Annotated in this window: 14 protein-coding genes; 4 read left to right on the forward strand and 10 right to left on the reverse strand. The window is 73.0% G+C overall.

Going from position 1 to position 15126, the window contains the following annotated elements:
• Position 1: 1 nt before the first annotated feature.
• The 4 genes from AB4Y76_RS12855 (at position 2) to AB4Y76_RS12870 (ending at position 2889) form a co-directional block, all read left to right on the forward strand.
• The gene (locus AB4Y76_RS12855) at positions 2-535 is read left to right on the forward strand and encodes a COG4315 family predicted lipoprotein (RefSeq protein WP_441925825.1); all 534 of its coding nucleotides are present in this window, start codon (positions 2-4) and stop codon (positions 533-535) included.
• 74 nt (positions 536-609) lie between these two features.
• Entirely contained in the window at positions 610-1314 is a 705-nt protein-coding gene (locus tag AB4Y76_RS12860; protein WP_441925827.1) for a response regulator transcription factor, read from the forward strand.
• Positions 1304-2425, forward strand: coding sequence for a sensor histidine kinase (locus tag AB4Y76_RS12865; RefSeq protein ID WP_441925829.1), 1122 nt, complete (start codon positions 1304-1306; stop codon positions 2423-2425). The genes AB4Y76_RS12860 and AB4Y76_RS12865 overlap by 11 nt, the downstream gene beginning before the upstream one ends.
• A gap of 71 nt (positions 2426-2496) precedes the next feature.
• Complete coding sequence (locus AB4Y76_RS12870) at positions 2497-2889, forward strand: universal stress protein (protein ID WP_441925831.1); 393 nt, start codon at positions 2497-2499, stop codon at positions 2887-2889.
• Here the strand turns inward: AB4Y76_RS12870 and smpB are convergent.
• Genes smpB through rhaS form a run of 10 tightly spaced genes read right to left on the reverse strand, consistent with a single transcriptional unit; the run spans position 2886 to position 15119 of the window.
• Positions 2886-3365: an SsrA-binding protein SmpB gene (gene smpB, locus AB4Y76_RS12875; RefSeq protein ID WP_441925833.1), complete on the reverse strand. Its 480-nt coding sequence runs from the start codon at positions 3363-3365 to the stop codon at positions 2886-2888. The genes AB4Y76_RS12870 and smpB overlap by 4 nt on opposite strands.
• A gap of 25 nt (positions 3366-3390) precedes the next feature.
• Positions 3391-6141 carry a phosphoenolpyruvate carboxylase gene (gene ppc, locus AB4Y76_RS12880; protein WP_441925835.1) on the reverse strand — a complete coding sequence of 917 codons (2751 nt, stop codon included), beginning with the start codon at positions 6139-6141 and terminating at the stop codon, positions 3391-3393.
• Entirely contained in the window at positions 6138-6740 is a 603-nt protein-coding gene (locus AB4Y76_RS12885; protein WP_441925837.1) for a LutC/YkgG family protein, read from the reverse strand. The genes ppc and AB4Y76_RS12885 overlap by 4 nt, the downstream gene beginning before the upstream one ends.
• 32 nt (positions 6741-6772) lie before the next feature.
• Positions 6773-8224 (reverse strand): lactate utilization protein B, encoded by a 1452-nt coding sequence (locus tag AB4Y76_RS12890; RefSeq protein ID WP_441925839.1) that lies wholly within the window; start codon positions 8222-8224, stop codon positions 6773-6775.
• A gap of 10 nt (positions 8225-8234) precedes the next feature.
• Entirely contained in the window at positions 8235-8987 is a 753-nt protein-coding gene (locus AB4Y76_RS12895; RefSeq protein ID WP_441925841.1) for a (Fe-S)-binding protein, read from the reverse strand.
• Complete coding sequence (locus AB4Y76_RS12900; protein WP_441925843.1) at positions 8984-10435, reverse strand: rhamnulokinase; 1452 nt, start codon at positions 10433-10435, stop codon at positions 8984-8986. Before AB4Y76_RS12900 ends, AB4Y76_RS12895 begins: the two co-directional genes overlap by 4 nt.
• Positions 10436-10451: 16 nt before the next feature.
• Positions 10452-12539 carry a bifunctional aldolase/short-chain dehydrogenase gene (locus tag AB4Y76_RS12905; RefSeq protein ID WP_441925845.1) on the reverse strand — a complete coding sequence of 696 codons (2088 nt, stop codon included), beginning with the start codon at positions 12537-12539 and terminating at the stop codon, positions 10452-10454.
• A 4-nt stretch (positions 12540-12543) separates the two neighbouring features.
• Positions 12544-13707, reverse strand: a complete 1164-nt coding sequence (gene rhaI / locus AB4Y76_RS12910; RefSeq protein ID WP_441925847.1) for an L-rhamnose isomerase — start codon at positions 13705-13707, stop codon at positions 12544-12546.
• A 4-nt stretch (positions 13708-13711) separates the two neighbouring features.
• Positions 13712-14056: an L-rhamnose mutarotase gene (locus tag AB4Y76_RS12915; RefSeq protein WP_441925849.1), complete on the reverse strand. Its 345-nt coding sequence runs from the start codon at positions 14054-14056 to the stop codon at positions 13712-13714.
• A gap of 28 nt (positions 14057-14084) precedes the next feature.
• Positions 14085-15119: a rhamnose ABC transporter substrate-binding protein gene (gene rhaS / locus AB4Y76_RS12920; RefSeq protein ID WP_441925851.1), complete on the reverse strand. Its 1035-nt coding sequence runs from the start codon at positions 15117-15119 to the stop codon at positions 14085-14087.
• Positions 15120-15126 lie beyond the last annotated feature (7 nt).

The raw sequence follows: 15126 nt of genomic DNA on the forward strand, positions 1-15126 counted from the left end.
CGTGCGGCGTACCGCCGCCCTGCTCCTGGCGCTGCTCGCGGTCCTCGGCGCACTGACGGCCGGGTGCGGCGACGAGGTCAGTCCCGTGAGCAGGCCGGCGGCCGAGTCCTCGACGTCCCCGACGCCCCCGACGCCGACAGCAGCGGCACCGTCCCCGACGCCCCCGACGCCGGCCGCGGGCACCTCCGTGATCGCCGCCGGCAGCAAGTACGGCCGGATGCTGTACGACGCCGGCGGGCAGCCGATCTACCTCTTCGACGCCGAGGAGGGCCGCGTGCCCGCCTGCTACGACGACTGCGCCAGGGCCTGGCCGCCGGTGCTCACCGACGGCACCCCGCAGGCCCGCGCCGGGGTCCGGCCGGCGCTGCTCGGCACCACCCCGCGCACCGACGGCACGACGCAGGTCACCTACGCCGGCCACCCGCTCTACTACTACGCGCACGAGGGCAAGTACCAGGTCCTCTGCCACGACGTCGTCGAGTACGGCGGCACCTGGCTGGTCGTCCGCCCCGACGGCACCCCGGCCCCCGGGTGACCCGAGGGGGACACGTCACGGTTTCGTCACCGGGGCCGTGGCCGCAGGGCGCGCCCAGCACCTAGCGTGGAGACGTGGCCAAGGTTCTTGTCGTCGACGACGACCACACCGTGCGCGAGGTGGCGGTCTCCTACCTGCGCGCCGGCGGGCACGACGTCGCCGACGTCGACTCCGGCGAGGCGGCGCTGCGAGCGATGCAGGCCGACCCGGCCGACCTGGTCGTGCTGGACCTGATGCTGCCCGGCATCGACGGCCTCGAGGTCTGCCGCCGGCTGCGGGCGCAGGGCGACGTGCCGGTGATCATGCTGACCGCGCTCGGCAACGAGGCGGACCGCGTCGTCGGTCTCGAGCGCGGCGCCGACGACTACGTCACCAAGCCGTTCAGCCCGCGCGAGCTGGTCCTGCGGGTCGACTCGGTGCTCCGCCGGGCCGGCGAGCGCAGCTCCCCGCGCGGCGAGCCGGTCACCGACGGCGACCTGGTCGTCGACGCGGCCGGCCACACCGCCACCCTGCGCGGGGTCCCGCTCGCGCTCACCGCACGCGAGTTCGACCTGCTCGGCTTCCTGATCGCCCACCCCGGGGTCGCCTACTCCCGCGACGAGCTGCTGCAGCAGGTCTGGGGCTGGTCCTTCGGCGACCACTCCACCGTGACCGTGCACGTGCGCCGGCTCCGCGAGAAGGTCGAGGACGACCCGACCACGCCGCGGCGGCTGGTCACCGTCTGGGGCGTCGGGTACCGGTGGGACCCCGCCGGGACGGAGCCGCCCGGTGACGCGTGACGAGGTCGAGATCGTCCTGATCGCGGCTGCCTGGACGGCCGGTGCCGGAGCGGTCGGCCTGGTCGCGAGCCGGCTGATCGCGCGGCGCTCGCTGCGCTGGCTGCTCGCCCTGGTCGCCCTGGTCGCCGTCGGCGGCGTCGTCGCCGGCGTGATCGGCACTGCGAACGCGATGTTCCTCTCCGGGCACGACCGCCAGGTCGTGCTGCTGGTCTGCCTCGTGGCCGGCCTGGTCGCCGTCTTCTTCGCCCTCGTCGTCGGCGCCTCCGTGGTCCGCGGGTCCCGGACGCTGCGCGAGGACGCCCGCAGGTTCGGCGAGACCGGCGAGTACGCCGCCAGCCCGGCGGGGCCGGCGGAGTTCCAGGCGCTCTCCACCGAGCTGGCCCGGACCAGCGCGAAGCTCAAGGAGTCCCGCGGGCGCGAGCAGGCCCTCGAGCACTCCCGTCGCGAGCTCGTCGCCTGGGTCTCCCACGACCTGCGCAGCCCGCTGGCCGGGTTGCGCGCGATGACCGAGGCGCTCGAGGACGGGATGGCCGAGGACCCGGCCCGCTACCACCGGCAGATGCGTTCGGAGGTGGACCGGATGGTGCGGATGGTCGACGACCTGTTCGAGCTCTCCCGGATCCACGCCGGTGTCCTCCAGGTCTCGCTGCAGAACGTCGACCTCGGGGACATCGTCTCCGAGGCCATCGCCGGCGCCGACCCGGTGGCCCGCGCCGCCGGCGTCCGCCTCGGCGGCTCCGTCGAACCCGGCGCCACGGTCACCGCCGATCCCGCCGGTCTCACCCGGGTGGTCGCCAACCTGGTCACCAACGCGATCCGGCACACGCCGCCCGACGGGGTCGTGTCGATCACCGGCCGGGTCGTCGACGAGGCCGTGGAGCTCTCCGTCAGCGACGCCTGCGGCGGCATCCCGGACGACGACCTGGGCCGCGTCTTCGACGTCGCCTGGCGCGGGACGAGCGCCCGGACGCCCGAGGTCGACCAGCAGCACGGCACCGGGGCCGGGCTCGGGCTGGCCATCGTGAAGGGAATCGTCGAGGCCCACCACGGCGTCGTGCAGGTGCGCAACGAGTCGCCGGGCTGCCGGTTCCTGGTGCGGCTCCCGGTCTGAGCGCCGCCCCACTGGCGTCCCGGGCGTCGCGGGGGCTGCCGCAACGGGACGTTCAGTGCCACGCTGGACCCATGAACATCGTCGTCGGCTACGTCCCGACCCCCGAAGGTGTGGCAGCGTTCGAGTACGCCACCGCCGCCGCGCAGCGCGACGACGCCACCCTCGTCGTGGTCAACACCGGCTACCGCGGTGACGACTCCGGGCCGTCGTTCGCCAGCCAGACCGACCTCGACGCGATCGCCGACCAGCTGGCCGCGCTCGGCGTCGCGCACGAGATCCGGCAGCCGGCCAACGCGGACTCCCCCGCCGACGAGGTGCTCAAGGCGGCCGAGGAGACCGACGCCGACCTGATCGTCATCGGCCTGCGCCGGCGCAGCGCGGTCGGCAAGCTCTTCCTCGGCAGCAGCGCGCAGCAGATCCTGCTCGAGTCCGTCTGCCCGGTGGTCGCGGTCAAGCAGCGCTAGCGGGTCCGGCCCTTCAGCCGCCGGCTGACCGCCTGCTCGGTCTCCCGCGCGGCCTGCCGCTCGGCCAGGGCGTGGCGCTTGTCCCAGGACTTCCGGCCGCGGGCGAGCGCGATCTCGACCTTCGCGCGGCCGTCCTTGAAGTAGAGCGTCAGCGGGACGACCGTCATGCCGCCCTCCCCGACCTTGCGGGCGATCTTGTCGATCTGGGCGCGGTGCAGCAGCAGCTTGCGCTTCCGCTTGGACCCCTCGGTGAGCCAGCGCGCCTGGGAGTACTGCGGGATGTGCACGCCGTGCAGCCAGACCTCGCCGTCCTCCACGTCGACGAAACCGCCGGACAGGGACGCCCGGCCGGCGCGCAGCGCCTTCACCTCCGGGCCGACCAGGACGATGCCGGCCTCCCACGACTCCCCCAGCTCGAAGTCGTGCGCCGCCTTGCGGTTGCGCGCGACCACCGGGTCCGTGGCTGGCTTCCTCACCCGAGGATCGTAGTCAGCCGGCGCCTCAGCCGGTGTTGCGCATCCCGGCGGCGATCCCGTTGATGGTGAGCAGCAGCGCCCGCTCCAGCTCCGGGTCGTCCTCGCCGGCCCGGCGCCGGGCCAGCAGCTGCACCTGGAGGTGGTGCAGCGGCTCCAGGTAGTTCTCCCGGATCTCCAGGGTGGTGCGCAGGATCGGGTCGCGGTCGAGCAGGCTGGTGTCGCCGGTGACCCGGAGCAGCTCGGTGACGGTGCGGGCGTGCTCGGTGGCGATGGTGTCGAGGATGCCGCGCAGGTGCTCGGGGACGAGGGCGTCGACGTAGCTGCGGGAGATCTCCAGGTCGGTCTTGACCAGGGTCATCGCGACGTTGTCGAGGAAGGTCCGGAAGAACGGCCACCCGGCGTACATCTCGGCGAGCGCGGCCTCCCCGTCGGCGTGCTCCCGGGCCGCGGCGAGCCCGGTGCCGACGCCGTACCAGCCGGGCACGATCTGCCGCGACTGCGTCCAGCCGAAGACCCACGGGATCGCGCGCAGGTTCGCCAGGCCGCCGCCGGCGTCCGGGCGCCGCGCCGGGCGGGAGCCGATGTGCAGCGCCCCCAGCAGGTCGACCGGCGTGGCGGCGAGGAAGTACTCGGCCAGGCCGTCGTGCTCGGCCAGCGCCGTGTACGCCGCGTGCGCGTGCTCGGAGACGAGGTCCATCACGCCGTCCCAGCGGGCCGCCTGCTCGGCCGTGCGCCGGTCGCGCCGGTGCAGCACGCTGGCCTCCAGGGTGGCGGCCAGCGAGAGCTCGAGATTCTGCCGGGCCAGCACGGGCAGGGCGTACTTGTCGGAGATGACCTCGCCCTGCTCGGTGATCTTCAGCTCGGAGTCGACAGTCCCCCACGGCAGCGCCATGATCGCGTCGTACGTCGGCCCGCCGCCGCGGCCCACGGAGCCGCCGCGGCCGTGGAAGAACACCAGCCGGACGCCGTGCGCGCGGGCCACGTCGCGGGCCCGGCGCTGCGCGCGCTGGATCTGCCACTGCGAGGTGGTGATGCCGCCGGCCTTGTTGGAGTCGGAGTAGCCGAGCATGACCTCCTGGACGTCGCCGCGCAGCGCCAGCACCCGCCGGTACGACGGGTCGCCGAGCAGGGCCTCGAGGATCTCGGTGACCTTCTCCAGCTCGTCGACGGTCTCCAGCAGCGGCACGAACCCGATCCGGGCGTACTGCTTCTCAGGGTCCGCGGCGGCGAGGTCGACCAGGCCGGCCTCGCGGGCCAGCACCACCGCGGCCAGGATGTCGTCGGCGTGGTGGGTCATCGAGACGATGTAGCTCTCCACCGTGCGCGGTCCGAGGGTGTCGAGCGCCCAGCCGATGACGTCGAAGGTGGCCGCGGTCCGGGCGCCGTCCTCGTCGAGCGGGAGCGGACGCGGCGCCAGCGGCCGGCGGCCGGCCAGCTCCGCGGACAGCACCCGGGTCCGGGCCGGCTGGTCGAGGTCGGCGTACGGGGCGTCCTGGTCGGGCGCGGACCGCAGCCGGTCGAGGAGCTGCCCGACGGCGTGGTGGTGCTTCCCGGAGTGCTCGCGCACGTCCAGGGTCGCCAGGGTAAGCCCGCCCGCGGCGACGGTCCGGACCAGCCGCTCCAGGTCGCCGCCGGCGACGAGCTCGCCCTGGTGGGCGCGCACCGATTCGTGCAGCAGCCGCAGGTCGTCGAGGAGCTCGCGGTCGTCGCGGTAGTCGCGGCCGGGCTCGTGGCCGCGCCCGCCGGTGATCCTGCGCTCGGTGAGCTGCAGCCGGAGGCCCACGCAGGTCAGGTAGAGCCGGTAGGGCTCCTCGGCGTTGAGGCGCAGGTAGCGCGGCTCGATCTCGGGGAGCACGGCGAGGCGTTCGTCGAGCCGGGCCAGCAGGGCGGGCGCCGCGGCGGAGAGGCGGCCGGAGACGGACAGGTCGCGGCGCAGGTGCTCGACGGCGGTGCGCAGCAGCCGGACGCCGTGCACGGCCTGCAGCTCGAGGACCTCCCGGGTGACCGCGGGGGTGACGTTCGGGTTGCCGTCGCGGTCACCGCCGATCCAGGAGCCGAACCGCAGCGGCCGGGCCTCCAGCGGCAGGCCGATGCCGCGGCCGGCGAGCTGGTCGCGGAGTTCCTCCAGGACGTCCGGGACGGCCGCGGCGGAGAGGCCTTCGAGGTAGTAGATCCCGTTGCGGGCCTCGTCGACCGGCTCGGGCGGTTCGACCCGGATCTCGTCGGTCTGCCAGAGCAGGTCGACCACCTCGGCCAGGCGCCGGGTGCGGCGCGGCGAGTCGGGCTCCTCCAGCAGCGTCGCGACCCGGCGCAGCTTCTCCAGCGTGGAGCGGCGCGCCACCTCGGTGGGGTGCGCGGTGAACACCGGCCGGACGGTCACGTGCGCGGCGCCGTCGGCGACCACCTCCGGCGCGGTGCCGGCGGCCTCGATCCGGGCGAGCGCCTGCTCGATCCAGCTGCCGTCCCGCGCGGCCTGCGCCAGCAGCGAGTGCCCGCGATGCACCTGCTCGGTCAGGTTGGCCAGGTGGAAGTAGGCGGTGAAGGCCCGGGCGAGCAGGGTCGCCGTGCCCAGGTCGAGGCTCGGCAGGTCGTCGAGGGTGTCCCGCTTCGCGTGCCCGCGGACGGTCTCGACGAGGTCGAGCAGGGCCTGCCCCTCGTTGCGGACCAGGGTCTCGCCGAGCAGCGAGGTGACCAGGCGGATGTCACGGCGCAGGTCGGCGGGGACGGTGTCGGGTTCGGTGTCGGGTTCGGGGACCTGCTCCATCTCCGGGGTCACCGGGCCGACTCTAGGACGACGACGTGCAGGGTGCGAGGCCCGTGCACCCCCTCGACCCGGCTGAGCTCGATGTCGGAGGTGGCCGACGGACCGGAGATCCAGGTCTGCGGGCGGCGGGGGTCGAGGCGGGCGATCGCGTCCGCGACGCCAGCGACGACCTGGTCGGCGGCGAGGACGCACACGTGCAGGTCGGGCACGAGCGAGAGCGCGCGGCGGCCCTGGCCCGGGCCGTGGTCGAGCACCAGGGTGCCGGTCTCGGCGATGCCGACGGTCGCAGTGGTGACGACGGCCGCGACCCGGTCGAGCTCGGCCGCGGGGAGGCCGGCGTCGACGACCATGCTGACCCCGTCCGGAAGGGCGTGCGGAAAGCCTTCGGGCACGAGGACCGACCGGCTGCCGAGGATCCCGGCGAGGACCGCGGTCACCTGCTCCGGCGTCGTGCGGTGGACCTCGGCGCGGTAGTCCGCGACCCGTTCGCAGAACAGCCCGACGACGTCGGCGGGCCCGGGGCTCTCGCGGTAGGAGCGGTCGACCTCGACCACCTCGGGGCGGGTCCGGAGAGCGTCCCGGACCGCGGCCAGCACGGTCTCGCGGCTCACGCCCCTGCTCATTTCCCTGCTCATTTCCGGGCTCATTTCCGGGCTCCCTTCCGGCCGCCGTCGGTACGACGCCACCAGGCCCGGAACGACTCGGCCGGTGCCGGGGGCAGGTCGCGGGCGCCGGTCCACTTCTTCGCGCCGGCCCGTCGTCCGAGCCCGAGACCCAGGCGGGTGAAGCGCTCGGCCAGGCCCAGGCGGCGCGCGGACCCCAACACCGCGGCGGCGCCCTTCATCGCGACCGCCTCCGGCGTGGGAAGTCCACCCGACTTCCTGGCCCGGTGGCTGTCGACGACCTGGGCGCGCAGGTCGACCAGCACGCTGGGGATGTCGATCGCGACCGGGCAGACCTCGTAGCAGGCACCGCACAAAGTGGAGGCGTACGGCAGCGAGTCGGTCTGCTCGTCGGTCCCGGTGCCCTTGAGCAGCGGGTTGAGGATCGCCCCGATCGGGCCGGGGTAGACCGACCCGTAGGCGTGGCCCCCGGTCCGCTCGTAGACCGGGCAGACGTTGAGGCAGGCCGAGCAGCGGATGCAGCGCAGCGCCTGGCGTCCGACCTCGTCGGCCAGCACCCGGCTGCGGCCGTTGTCCAGCAGCACCACGTGCACCTCCTGGGGCCCGTCGCCCGCGCTGGTCCCGGACCAGGTGGAGGTGTACGGGTTCATCCGCTCCCCGGTCGAGGACCGCGGCAGCAGCTGCAGGAACACGTCCAGGTCCCCCCAGGTCGGAACCACCTTCTCGATGCCCACCACCGAGACCAGCACCTCCGGCAGGGTCAGGCACATCCGGCCGTTGCCCTCGGACTCGACGACCACCAGGGTCCCGGAGTCGGCGACGGCGAAGTTGGCGCCGGAGACGCCCACCTTGGCGCGCAGGAACTTCTCCCGCAGGTGCGCGCGCGCCGCCGCCGCGAGGACCGCCGGTTCGTCGGTCAGGTCGGCCGGGGCAGGACGCCCCACCGCGCCCATGCTGCGCAGGAAGATCTCCCGGACCTCCGCCCGGTTGCGGTGGATGGCCGGGACCAGGATGTGCGAGGGCAGGTCGTCGCCGAGCTGGACGATGAGCTCGGCCAGGTCGGTCTCCCAGGCGGCGATGCCGTGCGCGGCGAGGTGCTCGTTGAGGCCGATCTCCTGGGTCACCATCGACTTGACCTTGACCACCTCCTCGGCCTGGTGGGCCTGGGCGATCCGGGTGACGATCGCGCACGCCTGCTCCGCGTCCGCCGCCCAGTGCACGGTCGCACCGTTGCGGGTCAGCGCCTCCTCCAGCGTCAGCAGGTGCTCGTCCAGCCGCGCGAGGGTGTTGTCCTTGATCGCCGCCCCGGCCTGCCGGAGCGACTCCCAGTTGTCGACCTCGCCGACGACGGCGGCCCGCTTGGCCCGGATCGTCGCGGTCGCGTGGCCGAGGTTGCGGCGCAGCTGGGTGTCGGCCAGCGCGGCCTTCGCGGCGTCGGGGAACGGCGGCATCCCGACGAAGGTGCCGGTCATGCTGTCCTCCTCATGTCAGGTCCCCCTCGGTCGAGGCGAGGATCTGCGCCAGGTGCAGCGGCCGTACGCCGGCCCGCTGGCGGGACAGCAGCCCGCCGACGTGGGTCAGGCAGCTGGAGTCGCCGGCGCAGAGCACCTCGGCCCCGGTCTCGCGGACGTGCCGGACCTTGTCCGAGCCCATCGCGATCGAGGTGTCGGCGTTCTTCATCGCGAAGGTGCCCCCGAACCCGCAGCACTCCTCGGCGCCCGGCAGCTCGACCAGGTCGATCCCGCGCACCTCCCGCAGCAGCGCCAGCGGCCGGTCCCCGACGCCGAGCATGCGCAGCGAGTGGCACGTCGGGTGGTAGGTGACCCGGTGCGGGAAGTACGCGCCGACATCGGTGACGCCGAGCACGTCGACCAGGAACTCGCTCAGCTCGTAGGTCCGCGGCGACACCGCCGCCACCGCCGCCTGCAGCCCGGCGTCACCGGACCGCCGGGCGACGATCGCGTGCTGGTGCCGGGCCGACCCGGCGCACGACCCCGAGGGGGTCACGATCGCGTCGTACCCCTCGAAGGCGCGGACGAACGAGCGCACCGCCGGCACCGCCTCGTCCAGGTAGCCGGTGTTCACCATCGGCTGGCCGCAGCAGGTCTGCGCGGCCGGGAATTCGACCTCGACGCCGAGCCGGCGCAGCAGCCGCACGGTGGCCTTGCCGACCTCCGGGTAGAGCGCGTCGTTGATGCAGGTGACCTGCAGGGCGACCTTGAGGGCAGCGCTCACCCGGCCATCCTGCCGTCCCGCGGCTGGTAGCGCACGACCTCGGTGCTCTGCAGCACCAGCCGGCGCAGCGCCTCCAGGTCCCCGGAGACGGCACCGGCCGCACGGCCCTGGACCAGGACGTTGCCGAGCGCCGTCGCCTCGACGGGCCCGGCGAGCACCACCCGGCCGCTGCGGTCGGCGACGGCCTGGCAGAGCAGGGTGTTGAGCGCTCCCCCGCCGACGAGGTTGATCGTGCGGACGTCGCGACCGGAGAGCGCAGCCGCCTGCTCGACCGCGTCGGCGAACGCCTGCGCCAGGCTGTCCACGACGGCGCGGACCAGCGCGGGGCGGGAGGCCGGCGCCGGAAGGCCGGCGTCGTCGTACCAGCCGGTGATCCTGGCCGGCATGTCGCCCGGCGCCACGAACGAAGGGTCCTGGACGTCGAAGACGTGCTTGGCCGGCGGCAGGGCGGCCGCGGCGCGGAGCAGGCTCTCCAGGTTCTCCGGATGGCCGGACCGGTCCCAGCCGCGCAGGCACTCCGAGAGCAGCCAGAGGCCCATCACGTTGGTGAGGAAGCGGACCCGGCCGTCGACGCCGCCCTCGTTGGTGAAGTTCGCGACCCGGGCCGCGGTCGAGAGCACCGGCTTCTCCAGCTCGACGCCGACGAGTCCCCAGGTGCCGCAGGAGAGGAAGGCCGCGTCGTCGCCCTGGAGCGGGACGCCGACCACCGCGGAGGCGGTGTCGTGCGAGCCGACCGCGACGACCGGGATCCCGTCGGCGCCGACGACCTCGGCGACGTGGGGCAGGAGGTACCCCAGCGGCGTCCCCGGGTCGACCAGGGTGCCGAGCAGCCGGGACGGGAGTCCGAGCCGCTCGGCCAGCTCCGTGTCCCAGGCACCGGTCGCCACGTCGAGGAGCCCGGTCGTCGAGGCGTTCGTGCGCTCCGTGGCCGACGCGCCGGTCAGCCAGTACCCGAGCAGGTCGGGCACCAGGAGCATGGTCTCGGCCGCGGCGACGAGCGGGTCGGCGGCGAGCTGGTACAGCGTGTTGAACGGGAGGAGCTGCAGCCCGTTGCGGGCGTAGAGGTCCGGGTGCGCGACCTGCTGGTGCACGGTCGCGACGCCGCCGGCGGTGCGGTCGTCGCGGTAGTGGTACGGCAGCCCGAGCAGCCGGCCGCCGGCGAGGAGGCCGTAGTCGACGGCCCACGAGTCCACCCCGATGCTGGCCAATCCCTGGCCGCGGGCGGTCGCCTTCGCCTGCGCGGACCGCAGGCCGAGCACGGCCTGGTGGTACAGCTCGACCAGGTTCCAGTGCAGTCCGTCGGGCAGCCGCACCGGGTCGTTGGGGAACCGCGCCACGGCCTCGGTGCGGAGCACCCCGGGGCCGACCTCGCCGAGGACGACCCGGCCGCTGGAGGCGCCCAGGTCGACCGCGGCCACCTGCACGGTGCGGTTCCTCGGGAGGCTCATCGGGTCGCTCCCCGGGTCACCGCAGGAACGCGGCCGCGACGCCCGCGTCCACGGGGATGTGCAGGCCGGTGGTGTGGCTCAGGTCCGAGGTGCAGAGCACGAAGACGGCGTTGGCGATGTTCTCCGGCAGCACCTCGCGCTTGAGGATGGTGCGCTGCGCGTAGAACTTGCCCAGGTCCTTCTCCTCGACGCCGTAGACGGCGGCGCGGTTGGCGCCCCAGCCGCTGGCGAAGATGCCGGAGCCCTGGACGACGCCGTCGGGGTTCACGCCGTTGACCTTGATCCCGTGCTCCCCGAGCTCGGCGGCGAGCAACCGGACCTGGTGGGCCTGGTCGGCCTTCGCCGCGCCGTACGCGACGTTGTTCGGGCCGGCGAAGATCGAGTTCTTGCTGGAGATGTAGACGATGTCCCCGCCCAGCCGCTGCTCGATCATCACCTTCGCGGTCGCCTTCGCGACCAGGAAGGACCCCTTGGCCATCACGTCGTGCTGCAGGTCCCAGTCCTGCTCGGTGGTCTCCAGCAGCGAGCGGGAGAGCGACAGCCCGGCGTTGTTGACCACCAGGTCGACCCCGCCGAACGCGAGCACGGCGGCGTCGACGGCGGCCTGGACCGCCCCGGCGTCGGAGACGTCGACCTGGACGCCGACGGCGACGTCGGCCCCACCGCCCACCTCCTGACCGATGGCGGCGGCGGCCTGCTGCGCCTTCTCCCGCGACAGGTCGGCGATGACCACACAGGCGCCGTTCTCGGCGAGCCGCTGCGCGGTCGCCCTGCCGATGCCGGAGGCGGCACCGGTCACGAACGCGATCCGGGTCGCCAGCGGCTTCGGCGCCGGCATCCGCCGGAGCTTCGCCTCCTCCAGCGCCCAGTACTCGATCCGGAACTTCTCGGCCTCGTCGATGGGCGCGTACGTCGAGAGCCCCTCGGCGCCGCGCATCACGTTGATCGCGTTGACGTAGAACTCACCGGCCACGCGGGCGGTCTGCTTGTCCTTGCCGAAGGAGAACATCCCGACGCCGGGGACCAGCACGATCAGCGGGTCCGCGCCGCGGATGGCCGGCCAGGAAATGCCGCTGTCCGCGGTGGCGTTGCGGTCGTAGTAGCCCTGGTAGTCCTCGCGGTACGCCAGGTGCAGCGCGCGGAGCCGGGCGACCGACTCCTCGACGCTCGCGTCCGCCGGCAGGTCGAGGACCAGCGGTTTCACCTTGGTCCGCAGGAAGTGGTCCGGGCAGGAGGTGCCGAGCGCGGCGAGCCGCGGGTGCTCGGCGGCGGCCAGGAAGTCCAGGACGACGTCGCTGTCGGTGAAGTGGCCGACCATGGCCCGCCCGTTCGACGCGGCGTCCTGCGAGGCGATCGAGCGGATCGTCGGCATCAGCGCCGCCGCCTTGGCGCGGCGCTCGGCCTCGGGCAGCGCGCCGTAGCCGGCCAGCGGCGGGCCGAACGGCTCGGCCCTGCTGTGCTCGGCGATGTACGCCGCCGCGGTGTCGATGATCCACAGCGAGTTCCGCTCGGACTCCGCGCTGGTGTCCCCCCAGGCGGTGATGCCGTGCCCGCCGAGGACGCAGCCGACGGCCTGGGGGTTCTGCCGCTTGATCTCGGCGATGTCCAGGCCGAGCTGGAACCCGGGCCGGCGCCACGGCACCCAGACGACCTTCTCGCCGAAGATCTCCTTGGTCAGCGCCTCGCCGTCGGCGGCGGTGGCGATCGCGATCCCGGAGTCGGGGTGCAGGTGGTCGACGTGCGGTGCGTCCACCAGCCCGTGCATCGCGGTGTCGATCGACGGCGCCGCGCCGCCCTTGCCGTGCAGGCAGTAGTCGAACGCGGCGACCATCTCGTCCTCGCGCTCCAGGCCCGGGTAGACGTCCACCAGGGCGCGCACCCGGTCCAGCCGCAGCACGGCCAGTCCCTCCGGCTTCAGCGTGCCCAGGTCGCCGCCGGAGCCCTTCACCCAGACGAGCTCGACGTCCTCGCCGGTGACGGGGTCGGTCCCGGTGCCCTTGGCGGAGGTGTTGCCGCCGGCGTAGTTGGTGTTCTTCGGGTCGGCGCCGAGCCGGTTCGACCGGCTGATCAGCTCGGTGACGGTCGGGTTGACGGGGTTGCTCATGAGGTCAGTTCCATCCAGCCTGCGCACCGCCGACGCGGTCCGCCTCGATCTGCTCCTGGTAACCGCTGGCGGCGAACGCGGCCATCGGGTCGGCCGGCAGCCCGCGGTCCTCGCGGTAGCCGGCCAGGTCGCGTCGTACGTCGGTGTAGAACGCGTCCATGAAGATCTGGTTCGCACCGAGGACGTCGCCCTCGGTGCGGGCCGCGTCGAGCGCGGCGGTGTCGAGCAGGAGCGCCCGGGCGAGCATCTCCTGGACGTTGAGCACCGACCGGATCTGGCCGGGGATCTTCTTCTCGATGTTGTGGCACTGGTCGAGCATCAGCGCGACCTCGCTCCCGTCGCCGTACCCGCCGCCGCGGACCACCTCGACCAGGATCCGGTAGAGCTGGAACGGGTCCGCGGCACCGACGATCAGGTCGTCGTCGGCGTAGAACCGGCTGTTGAAGTCGAACGAGCCGAGCTTCCCGAGCCGCAGCAGCTGGGCCACGATGAACTCGATGTTGGTGCCGGGCGCGTGGTGGCCGGTGTCGAGGCAGACGGTGGCCCGCTCCCCCAGCTCCAGGCAGTGCACCAGCGACGTGCCCCAGTCGGGCACGTCGGTGTGGTAGAACGCCGGCTCGAAGAACTTGTACTCCAGCACCAGCCGCTGGTCGCCGGAGAGCTGCGCGTAGATCTGCGCCAGCCCCTCGGCCAGCCACTCCTGGCGGGCCCGCATGTCGGCCTGGCCCGGGTAGTTGGACCCGTCGGCGAGCCAGATCTTGAGGTCGCGGGAACCGGTGGCGTCCATGACGTCGATGCAGTCCAGGTTGTGCTGCACCGCCATCGCGCGCACCTTCGGGTCCGCGTGGGTGAGGCTGCCGAGCTTGTAGGCGTCGTCCTGGAAGGTGTTGGAGTTGATCGTGCCGAGCCCGACGCCGAGGTCCTCGGCGTACCTGCGCAGGGCGCCGAAGTCGTCCACGACGTCCCACGGGATGTGCAGCGCGACGGTGGGGGCGAGCCCGGTGAAGCGGTGCACGGCCGCGGCGTCGGCGATCTTCTCCTCGATCGAGCGCGGGGTGCCGGGGGTGCCGAAGACCTTGAACCGGGTGCCGGAGTTGCCGTACGCCCAGGACGGGACTTCGATCGCCAGCTGGTCGAGCCGGTCGGTGATGGTGTCGAACGTGGTCATGCCGTCACTCGTTCTCTCGGTGGAGCTGGTCCTCGAGGTGGAAGACCTCGCGGAGCTGCAGGAAGCCGGTGTCGGGGCGTGCCTCGCCGAGGTCGTCGAAGAACTCGGCCATCTCGGCCTGCCACCGGGCGTTGACGTCGGTGCCGTCCATCCCGGCGAGGGCGGCCTGCAGGTCCGGCGTCTCGAAGTAGCCGATCAGCAGGCCGTCCTCGCGGAGGAACAGCGAGTAGTTGTGCCACCCGGTGGAGGCGAGCGCCGCGAGCATGTCCGGCCAGACCGCCCGGTGACGCTCGACGTACTCGTCGAGACGCTCGGGCCTGACCTGGAGCTGGAAGCACACTCGTGGCATCTCGCTCGCCTCCCCCGGGTGAGCCGGCTCAGAAGTTGAACTTGTCGATGTTCTCGGCGTTGAAGACGTACGGGTCGCCCAGCAGGACGGTCCCGTCGGCGCCGACCTTGAAGTCGCCGAGCTTGCCGGCCTTGAAGGAGTCGCCCTCCTTGCCGGTGATGTCGCCGTCGACCATGGCCTTGGCCGCGAACGCCGCCAGGTAGCCCAGGTCCTCCGGGTTCCAGAGCGCGAACTCCTTGACGGTGCCGTCCTTGACGTAGTCGCGCATCTGGTTCGGGGTGCCGAGACCGGTGAGCGCGACCTTGCCCTTGTACTGCGAGGTGGACAGGTAGCGGGCAGCCGCCGCGATGCCGACGGTGGTCGGCGAGACGATGCCCTTCAGGTTCGGGTGGGCCTGGAGGAGCGCCGCGGTCTTGTCGAACGAGGTCTGGTCGTCGTCGTTGCCGTAGACGGTGTCGACGAGCTTGACGTTCGGGTGGTTCGCCGCGAGGTCCTTCTTCATCAGCTCGATCCACGCGTTCTGGTTGGTCGCGTTGGCCGCGGCCGACAGGATCGCGATCTCGCCGGAGTCACCGATCTGCTTGGTGATGCTGTCGACCTGCGCCTTGGCGATGCCCTCGGCGGTCGCCTGGTTGACGAAGAGGTCACGGCAGTCCGGGCTGGTGTCGGAGTCGAAGGTGACGACCTTGGTGCCGGCCGACTGCGCCTGCTTGATCGCGTCGCAGATCGCCTTCGGGTCGTTGGCCGAGATCACCAGCGCCTTGACGCCCTGCTGGGCGGCGGTGTTGATGTACTGCACCTGCGCGTCCGGGCTCGCCTGGTCGGGACCGACCTGGGCGAAGGTGCCGCCGAACTCCTTGACCGCGGCCTCGCCACCCTTGCTGCTGGTGTCGAAGTACGGGTTGCCGAGGTTCTTCGGGAGGAACGTCACGGTGGTCTTGCCACCGGAGCTGCTGCTGCCGCCGTCGCCGTTGTCGTCGGAGGAGCCGCAGGCGGTGAGGGCCACGGCCGCGCTCAGCGTGAGTGCGACGAGCGCGGCGGCCCGCTTGGAGCGGAACTTCATGGGTTCG

It is taken from the genome of Marmoricola sp. RAF53, from assembly GCF_052114005.1.
Classification (GTDB): Bacteria; Actinomycetota; Actinomycetes; order Propionibacteriales; family Nocardioidaceae; genus Marmoricola.

Excerpts from the sequence above, each read along its gene's own strand:
- AB4Y76_RS12915 (WP_441925849.1), bottom strand. The coding sequence starts at position 14,056 with ATGCCACGAGTGTGCTTCCAGCTCCAGGTCAGGCCCGAGCGTCTCGAC.
- rhaI (WP_441925847.1), bottom strand. The coding sequence starts at position 13,707 with ATGACCACGTTCGACACCATCACCGACCGGCTCGACCAGCTGGCGATC.
- AB4Y76_RS12905 (WP_441925845.1), bottom strand. The coding sequence starts at position 12,539 with ATGAGCAACCCCGTCAACCCGACCGTCACCGAGCTGATCAGCCGGTCG.
- AB4Y76_RS12890 (WP_441925839.1), bottom strand. The coding sequence starts at position 8,224 with ATGACCGGCACCTTCGTCGGGATGCCGCCGTTCCCCGACGCCGCGAAG.
- AB4Y76_RS12870 (WP_441925831.1), top strand. The coding sequence starts at position 2,497 with ATGAACATCGTCGTCGGCTACGTCCCGACCCCCGAAGGTGTGGCAGCG.
- rhaS (WP_441925851.1), bottom strand. The coding sequence starts at position 15,119 with ATGAAGTTCCGCTCCAAGCGGGCCGCCGCGCTCGTCGCACTCACGCTG.
- AB4Y76_RS12900 (WP_441925843.1), bottom strand. The coding sequence starts at position 10,435 with ATGAGCCTCCCGAGGAACCGCACCGTGCAGGTGGCCGCGGTCGACCTG.